Here is a 5,168-nt window from a genome sequence, read left to right on the forward strand (position 1 = left end):
AAGTAGAGAAGTTGAAATTTGCTGTATAACCTTTAATAATTTATCAATATGTCTTACGCAATTGTACATTACCCCAATATTAACACAGAGGATATCAATCAAATAAGGCAGAAATATGATCCACAAGTTTATTTAATAGAACTCCGATTTAGAACCTCTGCAAAACTCCTCTCACCCAAGCTTCTTCTTTGGGCGATGCCTGCGGCTGGCTACGCCTACGCACTATCTTTAAAGGTTGTGAATAATCAATTGCCAAGTCAAATCTAGCACGTTCGTAAACTTCGTTTAATAACCTTTGCAAGTCAACTATAGGTTCAGGTTCTTTCTCACGCAAAGGTACAGGAAAAACAGGAATTGGGTTTTTTAGATCGAAAGTATATAAATCTGCATCAGGTCTGTTATGGCTGCGACTGACCAAAATACTATAATCTGTAGTTGTCGCTCCAAAAATAGGCATTGGCTCACCTTGCCTCAAGAGGTCGATTTCTACCAAATTGGTTCCAGAAGCCAAAATTTTGTTTCGTTTGCTCTCATAAGCCGCTCTACCTTCTTTGGAGCGTTTATTTTTGGGGGAAAGTATTTCAATCACAGCAACTACTTCTTTGGTTGGAGTTGCTCGCACCTCTAAAAATCGCTCAGTTATCTGTTCAGGTATAGGAACTTTCACTTTACTGGGTTCAGAAAGTTTTGCAGCAGTCAGAGTTGTACTGTTATCTGTAATGTTACGTTTGGCAACTGCTACATCAGCAATTCCTACGAGTAAGATATCATCTACACTAGTGTAAACTCGCTCTTCAATGGAAACTCGGTATTTAGGGGCGATTTGGGGAGTCAGGTCATCAGCGATCGCTACAATTAAACGATTGTGAACTCGATGCCAATGTTCAGGCTGTTCCAAATACGGGTTCATTCCAGGAAATGGATTTTTCATTGCGCTTTCCCTTAGTTATTTACTGCTCAATTGAGACTATTCTATCTCTTTGAATCTTCTGAATTGCCCGTTGCGCTTGAATGGACACTTCTTTGTCAGGATCATCTAAGGCTTGTTGCAGTGGGTTAATAACATCAGGATGAGCTAAATTACCAAGAGCGATCGCAGCTTCTTTGCGGACATCTGCATATTCATCTGTTAATGCTTGAATTAATCTTGGCATAACTTGAATATCTGGTATTCTTTGCAAAGCTTGTGCTGCTGATTTGCGTACTTGCCAATGTTCATCACCTAAAGCTATTTCTAATGCTGAAGTTGCTTGCTGATTTTCATGAATAGCCAGAGATTTGGCTGCATTACGGCGAACTTGCCAGTCACTATCATTTGTAAGTGCTTGAACAAGTATTGTAATTACTTGTGTATCTTGTAAATGCCCTAAACTTAAAGCAGTAGCACGACGGACAATTGGTTCTTGGTCAAAGATTAAATCCAAAGCTTGTGGACATTTTTCTATTTGATTTATATATCGAAGTGTAGTAATTGCTGCTTCTCTTAACTCAGATTTTTTTGATTCTAAAAAGGGTAAAATATATGGTAAAGATTGAATATCATGAATCTTTCGCAACAGCACTAAAATATTTAGTTGTATATTGACATCATTAATTTGTAACTTATCTAATAAAAGTAACAACTCATCTGGTGTCACCAATTCATTTAATGCTGATGCAGCTTCAGCGCGAATATCTGAATCTGCTGAAGTTAAGCATTCAATTAAAGCAGGAATTGCCACAGGATCGGCAATTTCCCAAAGGGCAGATATGGCTATTTTTTGTACAGCGATATTTTCATCTTTCAAAGCAATAATTAAAGCGTCTATTGTTTCTTCATCGCCTAAATGTTGTAAGGTTTTGACAGCTACTAAGCGGTCATTTACATCAGGCGATCGCAGCATCTCTAGCCAATTTTTGAGGTTATCATTCATTATTTTACCACAGAGTCACAGAGGATAAGAAAAAAACTATCGCAATAAAAAGGGAATTTGTACTGTAATTGCATTGGTGGGACATTCTTTTTCACAAGGGAGACAAAACCAGCACTCATCATATTTCATATATGCTTTTCCTGTTTCTGGATTTTTTGCTAATACATCAAGGGGACAAACTTCAATACAAGCTGTGCATTTTTCTAAACATTTGGATTCGTCAACGATGACAGGAACATCTATTCTTTGTGTGATTAAAGCCATACATCTATTACTCCCTAATTCAATTAATAAACTAAACTTTAAATGAAAAATTCTAACCCTTCCCACGGAGATGCTTTAGCACTTTTGATTCTGGTGTTTAAATCAGAAGCATGAATTTCCAGTTTATGATCATTCGGATCAAGGAAATATAAAGAAGCACCTTCGCTTTTATTTTCTTGCCAAATTTTTGCTCCTGATTGCTGAATGCGTTGGCTAAGAATAGGAAAATCTTCAATAGAAACAGTCAGACCAATATGGGTATATTCAGGTATAGGACTTTCTCGAACCTTCTGGTCTAAAATTAATGCCAACCAAATGTCACCAACCGAAAGATAAGCACCTTTCATCCATTTTGCCAGTAAGCGAAAATCTAGCACATTGGTATAAAAATTAATAGATTCCTCTAAGTCTCTAACAGATAAAGTAATGTGGTTGATTCCAGTAATCATTTTTGAAATTATTTACTCTTGAGGTTGCAATTTTTTATAAAATGTCACCGACTGTTTGATATTCGTATAACCAATTTTTTCATAAAACGAGTGAGCCTCTTGACGTTTAATATTAGAACGTAACAGAACACCCTCACATCCAACCAGAGAAGCCCACTGTTCAATTTGCTGCATCAAAACACGTCCTATTCCATTGTGACGATAATCTTTATCTACAACTAATCCCAAAAGAATTGCGGTTCTTCAGTTCATTTTATGGAACAGAATAATAAATAAAACCTAAAGATAGGCTAGATTTATTGCTGTGACTGGGTTTTAAGTTTTTGAGCCTTTCTATAAAACTGCGATTTTAATGCTCTACCATAAAACCAACGCAAGAACCAGAATTGCTGAAGTCGGAATAACTATTGAGTCACAAATATAAGCGTGCGCCCAACCAATTACATATTTATCTTCTAGAGTGGCAACATACACAATATGAGCATCGTTATTGTTAATTTTAGTAAGGCGCTGCTCCATTTGTTGATTTGTCACAGAATATTCAAGTTGTTCGCAAAGACTAGCAATTCTCTCTACATCTTTAATATCAGCTTGTCTAATTTTAATTTTATCACCTATAGTAACTTTATTTGTCATGATTTAATTTTAAATTACAATTATTTAGTTATCCAACGTTGCATGGATAAAACGATAGCCTATATCAATCTCTGTCAAATTGTGAATATTGCCATATTTTTTCGTCCATTCCCCACTAGTTAAATCTGCTGCGAGTAACTTTACTCCTTGCTCTACTAAATCTTGATTTGCTAATGCAAAAGATGATATTCCCGCACGTACTTCTGGTTCGAGATATAATTCTGGTCGTCTCCACCCTGCTGCTGCGAATAAATCAGATAAATCGTATGGTAACAAAAGGGGTATGGCTTCAACACGCCTTTTAGTATTCCTCTGAATTAAGTTTATCTGTTCATTAAGTGGTAGAAATCGTAAGGCATCTTCCCACAAAAACGGAAAATAATCATAAAGCCATATCTTCTGAGCCAATCTAATATCAAAAGTTAGTAAAACTATTGTCCCATCTCTAATAATTCGTTGCATTTCTTGAAACGCTTTTTCAAGATGAGTAAAGTGATGAATTGCCAGGATACATACAATACCATCAACAGACTTATCTGGTAGAGGCAAATTTTCTGCATAGCCAGTGAACCACTTAACTTGCGGATGTTCTACTGCTTGTTTTTGCATTACCAAAGAAGGTTCAATAGCATTAACAAAAAATCCTTGATTAGCTAGCGCTAGGCTGTAACCACCAGTACCAGCCCCAATATCAGCAATAATGCTATTTTTGGGTAAATTGAGTAAATCAATTAATTTATTGACAATACGGATATCAGGAACGCGAGTTTTTGAGTATTGTTGACCAATTGAATTATAAATAGGCATTGTTGTAATAAATATTTTCCAAAAAAATAAATTATTTTAATAACTCTAGCAATTTTAAATCCTTGCTCACGTGCTAATCGCTCTAACTCTTGAAGTATTGCAGTTCCTACTCCAGAACGACCGAAACTTGGAGACACGTACACAGCACGTAGTTCGTTATTACTGACAACAATTGCACCGAAGCCCACAATTCGACCATTAATTTCTGCCACAATTCGGGTTTCTTCCCCAACAACAGTGTTGTCTGCAAAGGCTTTGATTTTAGAGGGCGTAATTGGAGATGCCCAATCTTGAATAATTTCTTTTGGATAACAAGATGAAGCAGTTTGATGAATCGCAGCTCGGTGTACTTTTAAGACGCTCTCTGCATCTGATGACAGACAACTTCGTACTTTTATATCTGACTTCACAACTTCCGACATGATATATTACGAGTTACCGTTCCAAATAATGTCTTTGACTTGGATTTGCTTAGGAACTAAGATGTGGGTTGAGGGACGAAACCCAACACCTCAAAGCCTTGTAATTGTTGAATTTCACTACGTTAAACCCAACCTACGTATCTGTTTCATTTTTTCTGTAATTGGTATTACTTAGCTGCAACACTATACGATTCTTTAATTGTATCTACTTTCACAATGTAAGGATCTACAGGACGTTTAAACAATACCATTTCCCCTAATTCATCTTTTTTTAAATTGACATGACAAAACCATTCCTCATCATTTTTCTCTGGATAATCTAAACGATAATGATAAAGACCCCAACGAGTCTCTTGACGATACAATGATGCTCTAGCTGCCATTTCTGCACAGTCTCTAATAAAATGCACTTCTATACAGCGCATTAATTCATGGGGATCACGAGCGCCCATGAAATCTAATGTTTGTTGATATTGAACAAAATGTTTCAAACCAATCTCGATTTTATTACCTGATTTTGGTGGTTGCAGATAATCATTAACTAAGCGTCTTAATTTGTATTCTACCTGAGTATGAGGTACACCATTAGGACGTGTTAATGGAGCATATATTCTCGTTTTTTCTACTTCTAAAAAATCTGTATCTGGTTCAATAAAATCTAAATTTTGAATATATTC

At 36.1% G+C, this 5,168-nt stretch carries 8 protein-coding genes and 1 pseudogene; all 9 read right to left on the reverse strand.

Annotated elements, in window-relative coordinates; genetic code table 11:
* Positions 1-148 precede the first annotated feature (148 nt).
* The gene (locus tag LC574_RS25775) at positions 149-931 is read right to left on the reverse strand and encodes a DUF4058 family protein (RefSeq protein ID WP_229456383.1); all 783 of its coding nucleotides are present in this window, start codon (positions 929-931) and stop codon (positions 149-151) included.
* 19 nt (positions 932-950) lie between these two features.
* The gene (locus tag LC574_RS25780; RefSeq protein ID WP_229456384.1) at positions 951-1,913 is read right to left on the reverse strand and encodes a HEAT repeat domain-containing protein; all 963 of its coding nucleotides are present in this window, start codon (positions 1,911-1,913) and stop codon (positions 951-953) included.
* A 36-nt stretch (positions 1,914-1,949) separates the two neighbouring features.
* Positions 1,950-2,177 carry a ferredoxin family protein gene (locus LC574_RS25785; RefSeq protein WP_069068766.1) on the reverse strand — a complete coding sequence of 76 codons (228 nt, stop codon included), beginning with the start codon at positions 2,175-2,177 and terminating at the stop codon, positions 1,950-1,952.
* 38 nt (positions 2,178-2,215) lie between these two features.
* On the reverse strand, positions 2,216-2,626 hold the full coding sequence (locus LC574_RS25790; protein ID WP_100902100.1) for a VOC family protein: 411 nt from the start codon (positions 2,624-2,626) through the stop codon (positions 2,216-2,218).
* Between the two features lie 12 nt (positions 2,627-2,638).
* The gene (locus LC574_RS25795; protein WP_229456385.1) at positions 2,639-2,854 is read right to left on the reverse strand and encodes an N-acetyltransferase; all 216 of its coding nucleotides are present in this window, start codon (positions 2,852-2,854) and stop codon (positions 2,639-2,641) included.
* Positions 2,855-2,983: 129 nt separating this feature from the next.
* Positions 2,984-3,262 carry a hypothetical protein gene (locus tag LC574_RS25800; RefSeq protein WP_229456386.1) on the reverse strand — a complete coding sequence of 93 codons (279 nt, stop codon included), beginning with the start codon at positions 3,260-3,262 and terminating at the stop codon, positions 2,984-2,986.
* A gap of 24 nt (positions 3,263-3,286) precedes the next feature.
* Entirely contained in the window at positions 3,287-4,069 is a 783-nt protein-coding gene (locus LC574_RS25805) for a class I SAM-dependent methyltransferase (protein ID WP_229456387.1), read from the reverse strand.
* Entirely contained in the window at positions 3,994-4,491 is a 498-nt protein-coding gene (locus LC574_RS25810) for a GNAT family N-acetyltransferase (protein WP_229456388.1), read from the reverse strand. Before LC574_RS25810 ends, LC574_RS25805 begins: the two co-directional genes overlap by 76 nt.
* Before the next feature lie 167 nt (positions 4,492-4,658).
* A pseudogene (locus LC574_RS25815) lies at positions 4,659-5,168 on the reverse strand (fumarate reductase/succinate dehydrogenase flavoprotein subunit); the annotation flags it as partial.

Source organism: Nostoc sp. CHAB 5715, assembly GCF_020829685.1.
Classification (GTDB): domain Bacteria; phylum Cyanobacteriota; class Cyanobacteriia; order Cyanobacteriales; family Nostocaceae; genus Nostoc.

What these genes read in the sequence shown, in the direction of transcription:
- LC574_RS25805 (WP_229456387.1), bottom strand. Translation starts at nt 4,069, where the DNA reads ATGCCTATTTATAATTCAATTGGTCAACAATACTCAAAAACTCGCGTT.
- LC574_RS25785 (WP_069068766.1), bottom strand. Translation starts at nt 2,177, where the DNA reads ATGGCTTTAATCACACAAAGAATAGATGTTCCTGTCATCGTTGACGAA.
- LC574_RS25800 (WP_229456386.1), bottom strand. Translation starts at nt 3,262, where the DNA reads ATGACAAATAAAGTTACTATAGGTGATAAAATTAAAATTAGACAAGCT.
- LC574_RS25790 (WP_100902100.1), bottom strand. Translation starts at nt 2,626, where the DNA reads ATGATTACTGGAATCAACCACATTACTTTATCTGTTAGAGACTTAGAG.
- LC574_RS25810 (WP_229456388.1), bottom strand. Translation starts at nt 4,491, where the DNA reads ATGTCGGAAGTTGTGAAGTCAGATATAAAAGTACGAAGTTGTCTGTCA.
- LC574_RS25775 (WP_229456383.1), bottom strand. Translation starts at nt 931, where the DNA reads ATGAAAAATCCATTTCCTGGAATGAACCCGTATTTGGAACAGCCTGAA.
- LC574_RS25780 (WP_229456384.1), bottom strand. Translation starts at nt 1,913, where the DNA reads ATGAATGATAACCTCAAAAATTGGCTAGAGATGCTGCGATCGCCTGAT.